This window comes from Leptothoe sp. LEGE 181152 (assembly GCF_032906605.1).
Classification (GTDB): Bacteria; Cyanobacteriota; Cyanobacteriia; order Phormidesmidales; family Phormidesmidaceae; genus Leptothoe; species Leptothoe turfae.
Map to the genome: position 1 here is coordinate 25,475 of NZ_JASATU010000068.1, position 17,546 is coordinate 43,020.

Annotated in this window: 17 protein-coding genes; 6 read left to right on the forward strand and 11 right to left on the reverse strand. The window is 49.0% G+C overall.

Translation table 11 applies throughout. The features are described from left to right. Positions 1-69: 69 nt before the first annotated feature. The 4 genes from QGP82_RS33855 to QGP82_RS33870 all read right to left on the reverse strand — a co-directional run bounded on the left by QGP82_RS33855 (position 70) and on the right by QGP82_RS33870 (position 1,708). Complete coding sequence (locus QGP82_RS33855; RefSeq protein WP_499062238.1) at positions 70-462, reverse strand: hypothetical protein; 393 nt, start codon at positions 460-462, stop codon at positions 70-72. Between the two features lie 95 nt (positions 463-557). Next, a complete protein-coding gene (locus QGP82_RS33860) occupies positions 558-791 on the reverse strand; it encodes a DUF433 domain-containing protein (protein ID WP_499062371.1) in 234 nt (77 codons plus the stop codon). A gap of 221 nt (positions 792-1,012) precedes the next feature. Next, the gene (locus QGP82_RS33865; protein WP_163702392.1) at positions 1,013-1,357 is read right to left on the reverse strand and encodes a type II toxin-antitoxin system PemK/MazF family toxin; all 345 of its coding nucleotides are present in this window, start codon (positions 1,355-1,357) and stop codon (positions 1,013-1,015) included. A 99-nt stretch (positions 1,358-1,456) separates the two neighbouring features. Continuing rightward, complete coding sequence (locus QGP82_RS33870) at positions 1,457-1,708, reverse strand: AbrB/MazE/SpoVT family DNA-binding domain-containing protein (RefSeq protein ID WP_163665472.1); 252 nt, start codon at positions 1,706-1,708, stop codon at positions 1,457-1,459. A gap of 107 nt (positions 1,709-1,815) precedes the next feature. Here QGP82_RS33870 and QGP82_RS33875 point away from each other — a divergent pair, with 107 nt between their 5' ends. Next, complete coding sequence (locus QGP82_RS33875; protein ID WP_163665470.1) at positions 1,816-2,649, forward strand: 3'-5' exonuclease; 834 nt, start codon at positions 1,816-1,818, stop codon at positions 2,647-2,649. Between the two features lie 8 nt (positions 2,650-2,657). Here QGP82_RS33875 and QGP82_RS33880 read toward each other — a convergent pair whose 3' ends face one another. The 4 genes from QGP82_RS33880 to QGP82_RS33895 form a co-directional block, all read right to left on the reverse strand. Continuing rightward, the gene (locus QGP82_RS33880; RefSeq protein WP_499062239.1) at positions 2,658-4,355 is read right to left on the reverse strand and encodes a glycosyltransferase family 39 protein; all 1,698 of its coding nucleotides are present in this window, start codon (positions 4,353-4,355) and stop codon (positions 2,658-2,660) included. A gap of 12 nt (positions 4,356-4,367) precedes the next feature. Then, positions 4,368-5,072 (reverse strand): TVP38/TMEM64 family protein, encoded by a 705-nt coding sequence (locus tag QGP82_RS33885; RefSeq protein ID WP_499062240.1) that lies wholly within the window; start codon positions 5,070-5,072, stop codon positions 4,368-4,370. A 93-nt stretch (positions 5,073-5,165) separates the two neighbouring features. Continuing rightward, positions 5,166-6,167, reverse strand: a complete 1,002-nt coding sequence (locus QGP82_RS33890; protein WP_250564992.1) for a glycosyltransferase family 2 protein — start codon at positions 6,165-6,167, stop codon at positions 5,166-5,168. A 122-nt stretch (positions 6,168-6,289) separates the two neighbouring features. Then, positions 6,290-7,198, reverse strand: a complete 909-nt coding sequence (locus tag QGP82_RS33895) for an alpha/beta hydrolase (RefSeq protein ID WP_499062241.1) — start codon at positions 7,196-7,198, stop codon at positions 6,290-6,292. Positions 7,199-7,611: 413 nt separating this feature from the next. On the opposite strand from QGP82_RS33895, the gene cysE reads away from it, so the two are divergent. Next, complete coding sequence (gene cysE, locus QGP82_RS33900; RefSeq protein WP_163702399.1) at positions 7,612-8,376, forward strand: serine O-acetyltransferase; 765 nt, start codon at positions 7,612-7,614, stop codon at positions 8,374-8,376. A 42-nt stretch (positions 8,377-8,418) separates the two neighbouring features. Here the strand turns inward: cysE and QGP82_RS33905 are convergent, their stop codons facing one another. After that, positions 8,419-8,982, reverse strand: coding sequence for an Npun_F5749 family FMN-dependent PPOX-type flavoprotein (locus tag QGP82_RS33905; RefSeq protein WP_499062242.1), 564 nt, complete (start codon positions 8,980-8,982; stop codon positions 8,419-8,421). 236 nt (positions 8,983-9,218) lie between these two features. Between QGP82_RS33905 and QGP82_RS33910 the strand changes: the two genes are divergently transcribed. After that, positions 9,219-10,310, forward strand: coding sequence for a calcium/sodium antiporter (locus QGP82_RS33910; protein WP_163665458.1), 1,092 nt, complete (start codon positions 9,219-9,221; stop codon positions 10,308-10,310). Positions 10,311-10,336: 26 nt separating this feature from the next. Here the strand turns inward: QGP82_RS33910 and QGP82_RS33915 are convergent, their stop codons facing one another. After that, positions 10,337-11,935: an NAD(P)H-hydrate dehydratase gene (locus QGP82_RS33915; RefSeq protein ID WP_499062244.1), complete on the reverse strand. Its 1,599-nt coding sequence runs from the start codon at positions 11,933-11,935 to the stop codon at positions 10,337-10,339. 162 nt (positions 11,936-12,097) lie between these two features. Between QGP82_RS33915 and mnmA the strand changes: the two genes are divergently transcribed. The 3 genes from mnmA to QGP82_RS33930 are packed head-to-tail and all read left to right on the forward strand — an operon-like array spanning position 12,098 to position 16,522. Next, a complete protein-coding gene (mnmA, locus tag QGP82_RS33920) occupies positions 12,098-13,171 on the forward strand; it encodes a tRNA 2-thiouridine(34) synthase MnmA (protein WP_163665454.1) in 1,074 nt (357 codons plus the stop codon). 30 nt (positions 13,172-13,201) lie between these two features. Further along, positions 13,202-14,368, forward strand: coding sequence for a sulfate adenylyltransferase (sat, locus tag QGP82_RS33925; protein ID WP_163665452.1), 1,167 nt, complete (start codon positions 13,202-13,204; stop codon positions 14,366-14,368). Positions 14,369-14,395: 27 nt separating this feature from the next. Next, a complete protein-coding gene (locus QGP82_RS33930; protein WP_163665450.1) occupies positions 14,396-16,522 on the forward strand; it encodes a caspase family protein in 2,127 nt (708 codons plus the stop codon). Positions 16,523-16,632: 110 nt separating this feature from the next. Here the strand turns inward: QGP82_RS33930 and QGP82_RS33935 are convergent, their stop codons facing one another. Further along, the gene (locus tag QGP82_RS33935) at positions 16,633-17,022 is read right to left on the reverse strand and encodes an ArsR/SmtB family transcription factor (protein WP_006515011.1); all 390 of its coding nucleotides are present in this window, start codon (positions 17,020-17,022) and stop codon (positions 16,633-16,635) included. Positions 17,023-17,546: the final 524 nt, after the last annotated feature.

Below are 17,546 nucleotides of genomic sequence, written 5' to 3' on the forward strand. Positions count from 1 at the left end.
CCATTCACCCAGCAGTCAGCACCTTCCAATTCTTTCAGCCCTAAACCAGCCAATTCCCCACTGTTTTGGTTAACTATCCTGTAGTTTCTGTGCCGCTGCAATCAGTTTTTCAAGCGTCTCATCAAAGCTATCCGGGCGGACATTCTTCGCCCCAATGCTGGCTTTCTTCCCGTCGACTTCCAGGGTAAACTCAATCGGTTTACCAGGTAGCCGTTCATAAGCATCCTGACACACCTGCTTAATCCCCTCAACAGTTATTTCTGCTGTCAAAACACTCCACAGCCAGTTAGCACCCATGCCCCCGTCTGGCACCTCCGGGTCTGCCACCCGCTGCACATCTTCCACTTCATCTAACGCCCGCAGTTCCTGAAACACCGTTTGGGTCAGCGTTTCCTGCTGCTCTTCAGGCATATCACTATCTGCCTCACGCCAGTCAATCGTCAGCAAAATCGTATCAGCCATAGCGGGGTATCTTGGTTGCCACCGCAGTATTCTAGCCAAATCAAAAGCCGCTATTCAGATTTGTAGCATTGCCTTAATAGGCTATTCACAGAAGGTCATGCAACCAACCTCGGGAGATCAATCCGCATTGCAGCATATAACAGACAAGCTTGTATATCAGCGGCCTCTAAATCAGGAAAATCTTCTAAAATTTCGCTAGCAGTGCCCCCTTCTGCTAGCGTTTCTAAAATATCCACCACCCGAATTCGCATATCCCGAATACAAGGACGTCCTCCACATTTACCAGGTGTTTGAGTAATTCGTTTCACTAAGGCTGTCCGATCCACCATCACAACCACCTCAACACGATCCGTACTCAACCTTATCCAAGTTTAGCCATTGCCGTTGCTCCAACCAATTAATAGTAACTAAAGTCAGGACGAAGCATCAATTTTGCACCACAATAGTAACGACAAAAGGTAGTCATTTGTTGTCTGATTAATATATGGCCGTACCTTGAGCGAAGTTGAAAGGTACGCTGGCAGGAAACATAAAACTGCAAACCTTCACCCTAATCATTGCCGATAATAATATTGAGAGTCGCAACTACATAATCAACAAACTCTTCCGGCAATCTCTCCCCCGTAGGCTTCCACCAACGCTTACTCAGATCTAACGTCCGAACCTGCTCAGCAATAATAGATCCCTGAATTTTGTAACCTTCAGGGATAGTAATCATCGTCTTAATCTCGGGCCTAATCGTGCTCGTAATCGGAGAAACAATCACAATTCCTTTTCTCGCCTGATTAAACTGAGTACGGCTAAGCACCAAACAAGGACGAGCATTACCCGTTTGCTCACGCCCCGTAGTCGGATTTAGATTAACGCAAAGAATATTACCCCGCTGAATATCCATAATTGCTACACCACATTAAAATTCATACCCCCCAATTCCTGTAGGGGCACTCCCTTGTGGATGCCCCGCGATACCATTGACCATTTGCCAAGACTCTGATCAAATCAATTCTTGTCCCGTAGGCTCACCACCTATAAAATCAACCACATCGTCAGGATAAGCAAAATCATCAGGAATACTGGCAAGCAAAATATCTAAACTAGGCGGGCTACTCTTTTTCTTGATCACCAACGTATTATCCACCTCAAGAACCTCCAAGGTAGAGTTTTCATCCAGACCAAGGCGGGTGACCAGCTGATGAGGAATTCGAAACCCCAAACTATTGCCCCATTTTTTAAGCTGAATTTCCATAGCGTAAAACACTTTATAATTATACTTTGTATAATAGTAGCTCGACTAATCAAAATTAGACCATAGCCATAGCGCTACAATAACTAACGCTGTCGCCGCTCCCAACCATGGCCGCTCAACCGTCGGGAAAAAAATACCAGGGTCAATCCTCCCTTCTTTCCAAACAACTGCTGGCCTTTTACCGGCGGGTAAGCCAATCCACCCTGACTGTTGTCGATGTCGAAACCACTGGCTCTGTCGCCTACAAGTCCAACGTCATCGAAGTTTCCGTCATCAAAGCCAATCTGACCGACGGCATCCTCCAGCAAGAAACGTCCCTAATTAACCCCACCGGTAAGGTGCCGCCTTTCATTACCAAAATTACCGGCATTACCACCGCCATGGTCAGCAAGGCCCCCTACCCTGAGGAAGTATGGGCCGACTACGAACACCTACTGCGCCAGGATGTGCTCACTGCCCATAATCTGGACTTTGACTACGGATTTCTCCAATCTGAATATAAGCGTTTAGACGTTCACTATTATCGTCCCCCCAGCCATCGCTTTTGCACCGTCTTACTGTCCCGGCTATTGCTGGCAGATTTACCCTCCCGCAGTCTGCCCAATTTAGTCAAACATTTTAATTTTGATGTGGGTACGTCTCACCGGGCGAAAGCTGATACTAAAGCCTGCTGGCTCCTGGCCGAGATATTGTTGACCCTGATTCAGCAAGAACCTGAAGAGAAGATCTTAGGGCTATTTCGCCAGCAATGGATTCGTCTCCAAGATGCGGCGGCGATTTTGGGGAAACGCAAAAAAGATGCGTTGGATTTGCTAATTAAGGCAGGACTAGAACATCGTTTATCTAAACGTCAGCAGCAGCCCCTGTTTCGTCGCGGTGATGTGGAAGATGTGTTCTATGCTCAACAGGGTGAACAATTGTCGATGTTAGAAGAATCTTGAAAATCAAGCTAAGGCATTCTCTCGTAAACATTTAAACTAAATCTGTCTAATTCCATGGTGCCCACAAGTTCTTGGTTGCCTACGGGCTGATAGTCAATGCTCAAGAGTTGTTCAACATCTTGCCGAATCTTTGTGGTCTCTGCTGGGTCTTTTGGTGCTTGCCATACAGGTCTCGCCGCTTCTAGCCATACAACTCTTTCATAGGTCTCATTACCATCAGCGAGAACCGTCTCTAATGACTCAGGTAGCATCGCTGGGTGGGTCGCTAACAGTTTTACAGAGGTGCCCTTGGGCAGATAATACACCAGCCGTAACACATGGCCCCAGGCTTTAGAATTCATAGCTATTAGGGTAGAGTCTGAGGCTGTAGCTGTTGCAGCAATCTGCTGAAATACCTGACGGTTACGGCCAGCCATATCGCCGACATTGAGGCCAAGATACATAACTAAGATGGTTAGCAAAACTGGCTTTTTCCAGCTGGTGGGCAGATTTATGACCCAAGCAGTAACCATCAACAACAGACCTGGCAAAATGAAAATAGCACTACGCCCAAACCCCCAGGCTAAGGTGGACTTGCCTGATAAGATGTCGGACCCTAGCATCAGCAATAGGGGTAAGCACCCTAATATAAGAATTGTGATCAGTAATGCGGGAGACTCTTGCCTCAATAAACGCCATAGGTACCAGATAATCCCGGCTAACAAAAAGATTGCGATGATGCCCATGGCTAAAACAACAGCTATGGGTAAACTGGTTGCCCAGTCTCCCACTATTAGTTGAATGCCTAGAACTTCTAGTAAACCTTGAATATGCTGGGTGATGGTTTCTACTAAAGTACTTTTAGTGGAAAATCGATTGAGGTCTACATTTCTGAGCTGTTGTGGTAGACCCCAATAGGCCCAGGGGATTGCTAAACAAAGGGCACCGAGGCCGCACAGTCCATACTGCCACCAGCGTTTACGGTCTTGGATGAGAATCACGCAGCCCAGGGCCATAAACCATAGGGCTGAGAGATAATAGGTCAGAACTCCCGCTGTTACCGACAGTGTTAGTAATAGATACCATCCGCATCGTGCCGGGCGAGATAAACGCTGATTGCAGAGCTGTAGCGCTGCCCAACCGCCCAGGGTAACCCACAACACTGTTGGGCAATACATGCGCACATTTAAAGAATGAAACCAAAAAAATGGGTTTAAACCCAACAGTGCTGCTAGTATCAGACCTCCTCGATGGTTAAAGAGGGCTTTGCCCATGCCATAGGCTCCTAAAATTGCGCCCAGGCTCAACAACAGATTGAGGCTGCGTACACCGATTTCCTGTGTGCCTGTCAGGGGTAGCCACAGGTACTGAGATAAAAAGAAAAGCGGGGGATGGGGTTCGCGCCCGACTAACCCTTGTAATAGGGGTTTAATGGCTTTGATGAAATCACTGGCACCACTGAAAGGTGGCAGCTGTAGCAGATTGCCATAATCGGCCAGTGCAATGGGGATATCGGGCGGGTTGCTATAGCCGGTGCGCTGGGAGGTGGATAGCAGCAATGATAAGACTTCGTCGTACCAGAATTCTCGCGCACCCACGTACATAACTCGAATCAGACATGCGATCGCAATGGCCGCAATCAATATCCATTCAATCCGTATCTGTTGGATTAAACCCGTAAGTCTACCAAGAGAATTAGTTTGTGAAGATATAGGACTCTGTGACACAGGAAGTCTCCTTCAAGGGGTCCGATTCTGATTGTTGGTTGAGCTGTTAGCTGGGACGGTCGGCACTGCCTTGGGCAATGCCCGTCGCCTTCGATACCAGGTGGCTCCACCCACCAGCATGCCAATTAAGGTCAACGCTATCACTAGAGGCACCAAATCCCCAGTTTGGGAAAGTGTGAGGCCAGAGCTGCCCAACAGCACAAAGGGTAATACCCCTGGTAGTGTGCCCAAGGTTGTTCCGACCACATAGTCTTTCCAGCTAATGGATGTAAGACCTGCAGCAAAATTTACCAAACCATAGGGAATGACTGGCAGCAGTCTAATGGAGAATATGTAAACCATGCCACCATGGCGAATTTCGGCATCAAGGGTTTGCCAGTAACCAGCCAGTCGTTTTTCCACCAGCTCTCGCCCCACGGTGCGGGTAAAGCCGAAGGCGACCATGGCGGCTATCAACGCTCCAATGGTTGTCCATAGCGAGCCTAACCAGGGACCAAACAACGCTCCCCCCGCCAGGTTGAGCACAGTAGACGGCAATATCAATACCGTTGCCACCGTGTAGATCACGATGTAAAAAATAGGTCCCCACAGGCCTGCCCGGTCGAGGCTGGTTTGTAGCCACACAGGATCTATACCTCCTAGGGAGAATATGGCAACCCCAGTTGCGGCAATGCAGACTAGGGCCATGATTAAAACCAGGCGTTTGAAGTTAGCCATTGATCGCCCATCTATGGTTTTCTAACCCCGTGGCCAATTGTAGCGACGTTCCATGGAACGTCGCTACAATTGGCCACGGGAAATATTCAGGGTTTATTTTATTTGCTCTCCATAGAACTCCCGTACTAAATATAGGGGGCGCTGTTTAACTTCCTCATATACGCGACCTAGATACTCGCCAATAATGCCGAGGCTAACTAACTGAATGCCCCCCAGAAACAAAATTGCCACCATGAGCGATGCATAGCCCGGTACATCAATGCCTAGCACCAGGGTGCGGATGACTAAAAACGATGCATAGACAAAGGAGATAACAGAAATCATCACCCCCAGGTAGCCCCATATCCTCAGAGGTGTGGAGCTAAAGGACACAATGCCATCAATGGCAAAGTTCCAGAGTTTCCAATAGTTCCACTTACTGTTGCCGCTGTGGCGCGGGTCACGGTCGTAAGTAATATACGTTTGCTTGTAGCCCACCCAGGCAAATAACCCTTTCATAAATCGAGTACGCTCGGATAGCTGTTTGAGGGCATCTACAACCTTACGGTCCATGAGCCGAAAATCCCCGGTGTCTTGAGGGATGGGCACCTGGCTCATTTTGCCGATGACTCGATAAAACCCATTGGCTGAGAATTTCTTCAGCCAGGTTTCTCCCTGGCGATGGCGGCGTTTTGCATAGACAACGTCATATCCTTCTCGCCACTTTTCCATCAGGTCCTGAATGTACTCGGGAGGATCTTGCAAATCGGCATCGATGGGGACTACGGCCTTGCCTTTGCTATAGTCAATGCCCGCAGTGAGGGCGAGTTCTTTGCCAAAGTTACGGGCTAGGGCCACAACTTTAATGGCAGGGTTACGGTGATGGTGATCAATCAATCGCAGCAGGGTATTATCCTTGCTGCCATCATCAACACAGACAATTTCGTAATTTGTCCCTAAGCCATGGACGACATGCTCTAGCCGTGCAAACAAATGGTCGACGTTAGACTCTTCGCAGTAAAGCGGGACAATAATTGATAGCTCGGGGCATAGCTCGGGGCTTGGTAGCTCAGGCGGTAGCTTGGAAGATCGCTCCGACACTGTGACGGAATTCATGGAAACTACGCCAGACGCACTCTGAGTGTGGGGCATGGGCATTGCTGCAATGGCATAGAAGCTAGTATAGTCCTCGGCATGGCTTCTGCTATCAATGTGCCATGGCAGCAAGCAGGCACTAGCTACTGTTTACAGTGCCGCTGTTTAATCATCGCTAATCTTTGATATAAGCCTTGGGTGTCAGCCCAGCCGACAAACCCAGCAAAGCGACAACGCTGTTGAGCATCGGCTAGAAAAACATGGTGAATGCCCAGGGGATGACGCCAGATGCGCAGGGAGAACCCATGGGTTAAGGTAGCCCAGATAGTAGACCGATTAAAATTGCGGTGGTGGGCGTCAGTGATGCCAGGGATTGCTTGCATCTGGGCGATAATAGTGTCTTCTAACGGATCCTCTGGCACAGTTGAAGCCTTGGGCAGTATGCTCCAAAAATTTTGGATGGCTGTGGTGACGTCGGGATGGTCTTTGGTATTGTCGTGGCGAATTCCTTGGAGCTGGGTGTAGTGGGCATGGCGAAACTGAGAACACTGCAGGGGAACTGTGCCATCGCTGCCACCATCGTAATCGCTGGCAATGGTTTGCATTGGGATGTGACGGGCCAGATTTTCAGCCATTTGACGGCGGTCAGTGCCTAAATCTCTAGCGATGCCAATACCCCATCGGAATGGGTCAAAAATGCGCCCCAGGTCAGCACCTCCAACCGGTGAACTCACCAGGCTGACTGAACTGACGTGAGACCACCATTCGGGATGGCGCTCGAGCAACTCTAGCCAAATTAATCCGCCCATGGAGTGACCAACAATGCGCCAGGGACGGTTGGGGTGGTGCTGATGGGTTGCGATCGCAACTTGTTCTACTTGATCAATCAGTGGGTCAATGCGCCACCAGGTTTTAATTAACCCTAGATTAGGTGCGATTACCTCTGTGTTTGGATCGGCTAAGGAGATCCCCAATCGATGAATACGACGATGGGTATCGTGCCAACCGTGTTGGACAAAAAGAATAAACGGCAAAGATTGAGTATCCACCATGGCTCAACCCCATCTTGTAACGATTTTCAGTAAAACGATATCTCTGGTTTCAAACAGAGCAGAGTCCGCCTCAGCCACTGATCCCCAATCCCAATAAGGCTTGGAGGCCAGCAAACGCGCTGGAATTGTAATTAAGCCAACACTCAGATTCAATATCTATCCCTGAGGTATGCTAGTTGCGGAGCGCAAGTTAATATATACGTCACATTTTTAGCAAAGACTCCATTACGTTGTTGCCAATCTTACTGGATGGTTCTGTTATGACATTTGTCGATTGTGCCACTTAAGCCACATCCCAGCTGATACATAACATGTTCGCTGCTAGGAAACTCTGATTCTAGATGGACAGGTGTCCTACATCTTCAACACATACAGCGATTTAGCAACGCATTAACACCTTTGAGGACGTCTACGTGTTACAAACTTTTATTGCCGATTTTAAAGTGGTTTTTGAGCGGGACCCAGCTGCCCGTAATGCACTGGAAGTTCTGTTTTGCTATCCGGGCCTGCATGCTTTATTGCTTTATCGCCTATCCCATAATCTGTGGAAGTTGGGACTACCGTTTCTACCGAGGTTTGTATCCCATGTAGCGCGTCTGATCACGGGTATTGAGATTCATCCAGGAGCCACCATTGGCTGCGGCGTCTTTATTGACCATGGTATGGGTGTGGTCATTGGTGAAACAGCTATCGTGGGAGATTACTCTCTGATTTATCAAGGAGTCACCCTGGGAGGAACCGGTAAAGAAACCGGCAAGCGTCACCCCACCCTAGGTACCCAGGTCGTCGTGGGGGCAGGTGCTAAGGTGCTTGGCAATATTCAAATTGGTAATAATGTTCGGGTGGGTGCTGGTTCTGTAGTGCTCAGGAATGTTCCTTCTGGTTGCACGGTGGTGGGTGTGCCTGGGCGTGTTGTACACCGCTCTTCTAACCGTCCCGGCCCCTTGGAACATGGTCAGCTACCTGACTCTGAGGCTGCTGTTATTCGCACCTTAGTCGATCGGATTGAAACCCTAGAGCGTCAGATCGCTCAACTACAGCAGCCGCCCAAAGCTCCAGCGTTGCCGGTGACTATAGTAGCGAGTGCTGCTCAGCCGAACGACCAAGATGAGGGTGACTGTTGTCGGCTAAAGGATCGCGCCATCGAAGAGTTTTTAGACGGCTGCCCTAAGGGCTAGTGGGTCAGACCTTTCATTGTTCAAGGCTCACGCTGCCATTACTTAAGGATTAACTGCTTGGACTGTCCATTCTCCTGCCCCTCGTTCATAGATATGTCGATCTTGGGGATGGCCGCGTAGGGCTAAATGGTCAACATGTTCAGGGGTTAACAACAGTACAGAGAAACTATCGGTTGGGTGTTCCATGGATACAGTCGTTGGTTCAAATGCGTTTGCGTTTGATCTGCTTTGCCCTGGCTGGGGCCAATAAAACTGTTGGCGGGCCTGATCGGACATTGTCTGCCAGGCCTTTTGGCGTAAATCTCCTGGATCGTTGTCTGGGCCAATCAGTGTGAGTTGACCTGCCAAACGAAATTGTTCGCGAGTCACGGTGAAATACCAGCATGCTTCGGTCCAGGGATTCATTTGTATTTGCTGGACTTTCTCACTACGCCCATCGGTGACCATTTGTAGGGCTTCTTCAACAAATCCCCGAAAAACTACGGTACGATTAGAGGGTTTACCCTCTGTATTAATGGTTGCTAGCTGTAAATACCGACAATCTGCTCGCGCACGATTGCGATGAAGAGCTCGAGCTAAGGCGGGTCGCCATGGGGCTAGCGTCATGGTAGATGTGTGGATTCGTTGGCAAGATTTACAGCGATTATTCGTTTGTGCCATTGCTTAGTAGGCGGCACAATAATGATTGTTAGGTAATTATTCATACCTGTAGGTACATTGATTAGAACAAACTCTCGGCATAGTATCGAATAAAGCCGGTACACTCAAATCGATGGCCAGGGGGCCGGTTAGAAAGAATAAATTAACAGAAAGACGTATGAAAGGAGATAGCCTGTAGGGCCATGACTGCCACTGTATTTCTCATACTGGGGATAGTTTTCCTGGTGGTTGGAGCAGATTTTTTAGTTAGGGGAGCTTCCAACCTGGCGGCTATGGTGCGCATCTCTCCTCTGGTGATTGGTTTGACAGTTGTTGCCTTTGGCACCAGTGCGCCAGAGCTTGCTGTGAGCTTGCACGCTTCATTTAATGATCAGACGCAGCTGGCTGTAGGGAATGTGGTTGGCAGTAATATCTGCAATGTGTTGCTGATTTTAGGAGCCTCTGCCCTGGTTGCCCCTCTAGTCGTTGCCCAGCAGCTAATCCGCCTGGATGTACCGATTATGATCGGGGTATCCGGTCTGGTTTTTTTGTTTAGCCTGGATGGATTTATTGACACATCTGACGGTGTTGTCTTGGTGTTAGGTGGTCTCAGCTATACGTTTTTTCTGCTTTTTCAAAGTCGTCGTGAGCAGAACCCTGAGGTTCAGGATGAGTATGCCCAAGAGTACGGTCCTCGAGAATTTGCCTGGTCTAAGGTTGGTATAGAATTCCTGGCTTTTTTGGGAGGGATGGCTTGTTTGGTGGTGGGTTCACAGCTCTTAGTAAGGGGGGCTGTGACCATTGCCGAGGCCCTGGAGGTGAATCCCATCATCATTGGTTTAACGATTGTGGCCTTTGGGACGTCGTTGCCTGAGCTGGCTACATCGATTGTGGCGAGTTTGCGTGGAGAGCGAGATATTGCCGTGGGTAATGTTGTGGGCAGTAATATTTTTAATATTTTGGTGGTGTTGGGCGTTACAAGTGCCTTATCCCCCAACGGTATTGCCATTGAGCCATCGGTTTTAGCCTTTGATATTCCAGTCATGATCGGAGTCGCGATCATGTGTTTCCCAATTTGTTTTAACGACAATTTGGTGAGTCGTTGGGAAGGGGTATTGCTGTTGGCTTATTATTTGGCCTACACCTTATATCTGGTGATGAAATCAACCGAGCATGGCAGCACTGTGATGTTTGGCTCTGCCCTCAAATATGTAATTGTGCCGCTGACAATTCTTGGTTTAATGGCAATTACGTTGCGATCGCGCATGAACTCTTCCAAATCAAAGGGCCTGTAGGAGTGTTATCACCAGATGGTCAACAATTATTTGTTAGCTAAATAATTTGCCAGAGCGGGATCTAAAGACTGGGCTAGCTGTAGTGGATCCACCCCTAGAACCGTGCGTTGTTGCTCAGCATAAAGACCCGCTTGCGCATGCCACCAGACTGCGCCTATAGCAGCCTCTAAAACAGCATCGGTCGAGTTTGCCGGGGTACTTTTCTGGCGTTGCCCACGGTTGACATCAGCTATTTTCTGAGCCATTAGCCCCCCCATTAAGCCTGTTAAAACGTCCCCACTGCCTCCCCGTGCCAGGGCTGGGGTGCTGTGGGGGTTAACCCATAACCGATCGCCGCTGGCAATGGCCACCTTAGCGCCCTTAAGAACGACCATCGTTCCAGTCTGCTGGGCCGCCTGAAGCGCACCATCATGACCGCTAATAAGTTCTGGGAAGAGTCGTCTAAATTCGCCGGGGTGTGGGGTGATCACAGTTGGTCCCAGGCGTTTTGTTAGTTGCTCAGTCGTGGTGCTATTGAGCCCATCGGCATCCAAGAGCAGGGGGGGAGAACTGGCCAAAATGTCAGATAGCCAGTCAACCTGAGCCAATCCAGGTCCGCAGGCGATGGTGTCATAGCGGTCCAGGTCTAACGGCGGCAGCGTGGCTATTTCACCTGTTGCTGTTTCCTCCGCTCCAATTACCAAGGCTCCTGGCAACTGGGCCACCATTGAGGGACGGATAGTCTCTGGCACAACCAGGGTCACCATGCCCACACCACTGGCCATGGCTCCGTGACCCGTCAACAGTGCAGCCCCTGCATATTGTCTGGAGCCAGCGATGGCCAACAGTTGCCCCACAGTATACTTATGGGCCACAGGAGACCGTTGCAGGGGTAAGGTCCGCAGTGCCCGCCCAGGTGTTAAACGCTGTACCTTTGGTGTAACCCCCAGCACAGCTTCAATGTTTGCCAAAGGAATGTCGAAGTCAATCAACTCCGTATGTCCCAAATAAGGTTGAGCTATTTCCTGTAAGCAGGCACGTTTCCAGAGTCCCAGGCAGAGGGTAATGTCCGCTTTAACAGCTATTCCTAATGCTTCTCCACTGTCGGTGTGGATGCCAGACGGGAGATCAATGCTCACAACGGGCATATTACTGTGATTAATCCTGGTGATCGCTGTGGCGACCTCCTCGCTAATGGGGCGACTGAGGCCAAATCCAAACAGACCATCAAGCAGGCGACAGCGCTGGCCCAGGTTAGCCTCCAGTTCACTCCATGTTTGGTACCAGGGAATCCCTAAGCTACGACAGTAACGACCATGGTCCATGGTCAGCGATTTGCATCGCTCAAAAGGACCATAAATTTTTACCCCATAGCCTTGCAGGTGTAGCTCACGGGCCACCACCAAGGCATCGCCACCGTTGTGACCGGGGCCTACCAAAACCCCGACTTCATAAGAGCGGTCCCAGTGCTGTGCCCAATAGTCGGCAATGCGTCCCGCTACTTTTTCCATCAGGGCTGCCACGGGAAAGCCTGCATCAAAGAGCTGAGCCTCAATGGCCTGCATCTGTTTAGATGCAACGCAGAATGAATGGCGATGGGGGCTGCTGCCTTGTTTTTTCATTTCATCGGGATATGAAGGTTTCATGACTGTATGTCTTGAAGTGAATGTCTCAGTTTTTATTGTCTTGGTCATAGCCCCCGCCTGAGTTCAAACGCTAAAAGTGATGGCCAGTAATCACGTATTTGTGAATGGAGTGTTAGCCTAAGAATTGGCAATTTTGATGAGTGCGATCATCTATGGGTATCTATGGGTAAAGTTGTTGTAGGTCTGTCTGGGGGCGTAGATAGTTCGGTCGCTGCAGCCACATTGCACCAGCAAGGGCAAGATGTAATTGGCCTGACTCTATGGTTGATGAAAGGTAAAGGGCAATGCTGTTCTGAAGGGATGGTGGATGCCGCTCAGCTCTGTGAAGAGCTGGATATCCCTTATCACGTTGTCGATACCCGTGAGCTGTTCGAAGAAAAAATCATCAACTATGTGGTTGAAGGTTACAGCCGAGGGGTAACGCCCTTACCCTGCTCCCAGTGCAACCGCAGCGTTAAGTTTGGCCCTATGTTAGATTATGCTCGCCAAGAACTGGGGGCAGATACCATTGCCACGGGCCACTATGCTCGGATTGCTTATAATAGCGATACAGGGCGCTACGAGCTGCGCCGTGCGGTTGATCGCAAGAAAGATCAGTCCTATTTTCTTTATGATTTAACCCAAGCACAGCTCAGTGCTACCCAGTTTCCCCTCGGTGAACAAACTAAAGTTCAAACGCGGGAAATGGCGACAAAATTAGGTCTTCACACAGCGGAAAAGCCTGAGAGTCAAGACTTATGCTTAATTGAACAGCATGGCTCTATGCAGGCTTTCTTGGATAAGTATCTAGCGCCTAAGACGGGGGATATTGTTGACACTAACGGCAACGTACTGGGTCAGCATACAGGTATTCATCATTACACTATCGGTCAGCGTAAAGGTTTGGGCATCGCTGCTCCAGCTCCTCTTTACGTAATTTCTTTGGACGTTGCTCGCAACCAGGTGGTTGTGGGAGAACGAGATAGTGTTCATCAGCCTTACTGCACTGTCGATCGGGTTAACTGGGTTTCGGTTCAAGCCCCTGACTCTCCCATGGCAGTGACAGTCCAGATTCGTTATCGTTCACCTGCGGTAGCTGCCACCGTGTTTCCCTTAGCAGATGGTTCTGTGAAGCTAGTCTTCAAAGAGCCTCAGTTTAGCGTGTCTCCGGGACAGGCTGCGGTATGGTACGACGATGATGATCGGGTGCTAGGCGGCGGTCTTATTCGACCGTTCGTTCCAGAAGATGAACATTAACGCAGTTTCTATAGAAGAAAAGAGGACGTTTTGACATTAACTAAAGATGGTATCGCCCCCCACGGCGGCACGCTGATCGATCGTTTAGTATCTGATGAGCAGAAAGCAGAATTTTTAAGTAAAGCTGATTTTTTGCCCCAGGTTACTTTAGATGATCGGGCTCTGTCGGACTTAGTCATGATCGCCATTGGTGGCTTTAGCCCTTTAACTGGGTTCATGGGCAAAGCCGACTACGAACCTGTAGTAACTGATATGCGTTTGGCTAATGGGCTGCCCTGGTCAGTACCTGTGACCCTCTCTGTTTCAGAAGAAGTCGCTACTCCCCTCAATGAGGGCATGTTGATTCGTCTTAACGATAAGACGGGTCGCTATGTTGGTGTACTTGAGCTGACTGAAAAGTATACCTACGATAAGAAAAAAGAGGCGATTAATGTTTATCGTACTGATGAGGATAAGCATCCTGGCGTCAAAGTTATCTATGAACAGGGAGCTGTTAATTTAGCTGGTCCTGTCTGGCTACTAGAGCGTGATCCTCATCCTTTATTCCCTAAGTACCAGATTGATCCAGCGGCTTCTCGCGCTATGTTTCGTGAGCGTGGCTGGAAGACCGTGGTTGGTTTTCAGACCCGTAACCCTATTCACCGGGCCCATGAGTACATTCAAAAATGTGCTCTAGAAACTGTGGATGGTCTGTTTTTGCATCCCCTGGTCGGTGCGACTAAAAAGGATGACATTCCAGCAGATGTCAGGATGCGGTGCTATGAAATCATGATGGACCGCTATTTTCCGCAAGATCGGGTAATTTTGGCAATTAATCCATCGGCTATGCGTTACGCTGGTCCTCGCGAGGCAATTTTCCACGCTTTAATTCGTAAGAATTATGGTTGTACTCACTTTATTGTGGGGCGTGATCATGCTGGAGTGGGTGATTACTACGGCACTTACGATGCTCAGCACATCTTTGATCAGTTTGAACCGGGTGAAATGGGAATTACACCTATGAAGTTTGAACATGCCTTCTACTGCACCCGTACAGGTACTATGGCAACTAGTAAGACTAGCCCCAGTAGTAAGGAAGAACGTATCCATCTATCGGGTACAAAGGTGCGCGAAATGTTGCGTCGTGGCGAGCTTCCCCCCCCGGAATTTTCTCGCCCAGAAGTGGCTGCTGAGTTGGCTCGTGCCATGCATGCCTAAAGCTAAAGCTAATGGAGTAATCGGGTCGTGAAGCGACGGGAGTTTTTGTCAGCGACAGGTGTCATCTTGGGAGCCTTTGGGCTCAGTCAGTCCCAGCTTCTAGGCTGGCAGCAGGCACTGGCAGATCCTTCCCGTCGCAAACTAGCCTTGCTCATTGGTATTAACCAATATCCCAATGGGGTTCTAGGAAAAGATGTGGACCCTTTCAAGGGCTGTCTGACAGATGTTGAACTGCAAAGACAGCTGTTGCTTTATCGTTTTGGATTTGATCCGAACAACATTGTTACGTTGGTGGATGCCCAAGCAACCCAGATCGGTATTCTAGATGCCCTCTATCAGCTGACTCAAACGTCGAATACTAGTGATTTTGTGGTTGTTCACTTCAGTGGTTGTGGTAGTCAGCTAGCCCTGGGCGAAAAACGCATTAAAACTTGGGTGCCTGTGGATGGCTATTTACCTACAGCTGCTCAACCTCTGTCCAGGGATGTGCCAGTATCCTGGGTGAAGCAAATTTTGGCTAAGCTCAAAACTAAGCAAGTATTTACGGTGGTAGATGCTGGGTATAGTCAGCTTGATGAGATGTTGTCCAGTGGCTATCGTGTGCGTTCTCGCCGAATAATACCGACGGTTGAGGATGTGTACTGTCCTCCGTTATCTATGGATGGTACGTCGGAGGTGGAAAAGCTGCAAATTGCGGCAGAGCCCTCATTTTTCCCTGGTGATTTGCTCATGGCTGCCCGTGATGGCCAGCCGGTGATTGAACGTCAGTGGTCTGATTTTGGAGCGGGCTTATTTACCTACGGTCTTACCCGTTATCTGTGGGCCACCCAACTACCGGCTAAGCTTTCGGCTGTTATGCGGGGGGCTCAAGAGTCCATTTTGCCTCTGGTGCCTAATCAGACACCTTATTGGACTACGCAAACCGCCGATGAGCATGCTGTTTATGGTGATGCAGATCTACCGTGTTTGGATGCGGTGATTATGTCTGTTGAAGGGCGTTCGGCCACGTTGTGGTTAGGTGGCTTACCGGCAGATGTGGTTCAGTGCAGCGAACGGTTGGGATTTGCTAGGCAGTTAGATAGTGATGAGCAGGTGGTGATGGTGCGATCGCAGACTGGTTTGTCTAGTCGCATCAAATTACCCGATGGGGAACCCTGGCCAGTGGGTCAGCCCCTATACGAAACAATGCGGGTTTTACCTAAAGATCTGCCCCTGGTTGTTGCTCTAGATTCCAGCCTGGAGAGAATTGAGCGTGTTGATGCCACCAGTGCCCTAGCTGCACTGTCCTTTGTCGATTCTACAGATGATATCCATCCGGCGGACTGTATGTTGGGCCAGGTTCGCTCAGAAATCGCAGATAGAGGCGATTTACCCACTATGCCAGTCGTGAGGCAGGGGTATGGGTTGTTCACCCCCACCCGTACCCTGGTGGTGGGTACCTTAGCCAAGCAAGACGAAGCAGTCAAAATGGCGGTGGCTCGTCTTTCGCCTAAGCTCAAAACCATGCTAGCTATGAAGCTGCTGCGGTTGAGTGACAATCAAACATCGTCCCATTTGGCGGTTCGGCTGAATCTGTTATTAGCAGGGGAGACTGAAAAACTCTTACTCCAGCATGAGACTCGTCAAGCCTCGGGTAGGGCTTCGAAAAGTCGTTTAGCTGATGCTGTCAGCCGTCAAAATCGCCCGGTGGAGTTTTCTAAGGGGGCTCAGCTACGTTACCAAGCCCTGAATTTTGGTTCAACTCCTGTATATGCTATGTTGTTGGCTTTTGACGCTAAGGATCGGATGCAGGCGTTTTTCCCCCCCAGTGATGGTCAACCCTATGCCATAGAGTCATTACAGACTGCTTTGACCTTATTGCCTGGAACATCGACCAGCCTGCCCACTCAGAATGCCTGGGTCGTTGATGATTCAGAAGGTAGGGTTGAAACCTATCTGGTCTGTAGTACCAATCCCTTGACTAACTGTTGGAAAGTATTGCTGTCCATGGCCAATACGGCCAGTAATCAGCGGGTGACCCTTGGCGATAATGCCCTGCCGCTGGTACAGGCTTTACTGGATGATATCAGTGGTGGTGAAGACGTCGATGATGATAGCTATACCTTAAGCGCAGCGCGTTGGGCAACAGTTGGGTGTCACTACAGCATTATTTAGTCGATGGCGGGTTGGGCAACGGTTGGGTGTCACTACAGCATTATTTAGTCGATGGCGGGTTGGGCAACAGTTTTGAATTGTGAGTTTAACGCCTAATCATTACCATTACTTTAGCTGGTGACTTCCGCTTCAGTTGAAGCCGCCTCGTTATTGCTAACTTCTTGGTTGGAGAAGCTAAAGGCACGAAAATGTTTGGCTTGTTCTTCGATACGACTGGCGATGCGATCGCAAACCAAGCTGCACAGCTGAAAACTCAGATCGTCAGATACCCGATAAAAAGACGATGTGCCTTCGGTTCGCCTAGTGAGGATGCCTGCCTGCATCATTACTTTCAGGTGTTTAGACACATTAGCCTGACTGGTTTCGGTAACATCAACCAGGTCCTGCACGCATTTCTCACCACTTCCCAGCAGATTCAAAATTTTGAGCCGCATGGGCTCGCTCAAAACGCTGAAGTAATCGGCCACCTGCTGAATAACTTCAGCGGAGATAGGTTCCATTGCGGGACCTCCAAGACCCTAGGGAAACAGACATATCTGCATATCAAAACTTGATGGGTATTGTAACAATATATTCATCAATGGCAATAGAGTGATTTAGTTTTTCACTAAAAAAATAAAATTAGCTACGGCTACTGTTGAGCATATGAAACGGGGGCAGGAGCTGCTTAGATCTAGGGAGAGGGGGTAGCCCTTCAGTCGACTTTATATTTTTCTCGTCGCGTAAAAAAGATTTTATAGATCTATTTAATTCCCTTATGCGGGAGAGTTTTCTAATTCTAGGCAACCATTTGCCACGGTTGTATCAGCGTTTTGGAATTATGAAAGAAGTATAGGGTTTCCCTCAGAACTCAAAACGACAGCGTTAGGATGAGATTACTTGAAGTCGTTGGATCTACCGCTTTTCTCTCGGTAAGCATATTGAAAAATCAATGATTAAATAAACATTGAAAATAGTTGTCCCAGACAATCTTTATAATTTATTTGGTTAGGCTGTTGACCATTTATTTGCGTCTGTAGCCATG